The sequence below is a fragment of the Brevibacillus sp. SIMBA_040 genome, from assembly GCF_046535075.1.
Taxonomy (GTDB): Bacteria; Bacillota; Bacilli; order Brevibacillales; family Brevibacillaceae; genus Brevibacillus.
Map to the genome: position 1 here is coordinate 1 of NZ_JAWRXI010000381.1, position 241 is coordinate 241.

Annotated in this window: 1 pseudogene; it reads left to right on the forward strand. The window is 41.5% G+C overall.

Annotation, left to right across the window (positions count from 1 at the left end):
- Window positions 1-4: 4 nt before the first annotated feature.
- A pseudogene (locus tag SB752_RS33180) lies at window positions 5-162 on the forward strand (IS256 family transposase); the annotation flags it as partial.
- Window positions 163-241: the final 79 nt, after the last annotated feature.

The following is a 241-nucleotide window of genomic DNA, read 5'->3' on the forward strand; positions in this document are numbered from 1 at the left end:
TTTTATGATGTCAAAAGAGCAGATCAAGCAATGGATCAAGGAGAAAAACATGAAGTCGGTGGACGACGTGCAATCAGAGTTAAAGGATCTATTTGCGACACGATTCAAGAAATGCTGGAAGCCGAAATCGAGTCCTCTTGTGTTTGGCAAAATAAAAGTACACACTTTGGCAACCGAAAAGTGCAGACCATTTCCGAAAATGAAAAAAGCCTTGCCAGCTAACTAACAACCCCCTACTCTT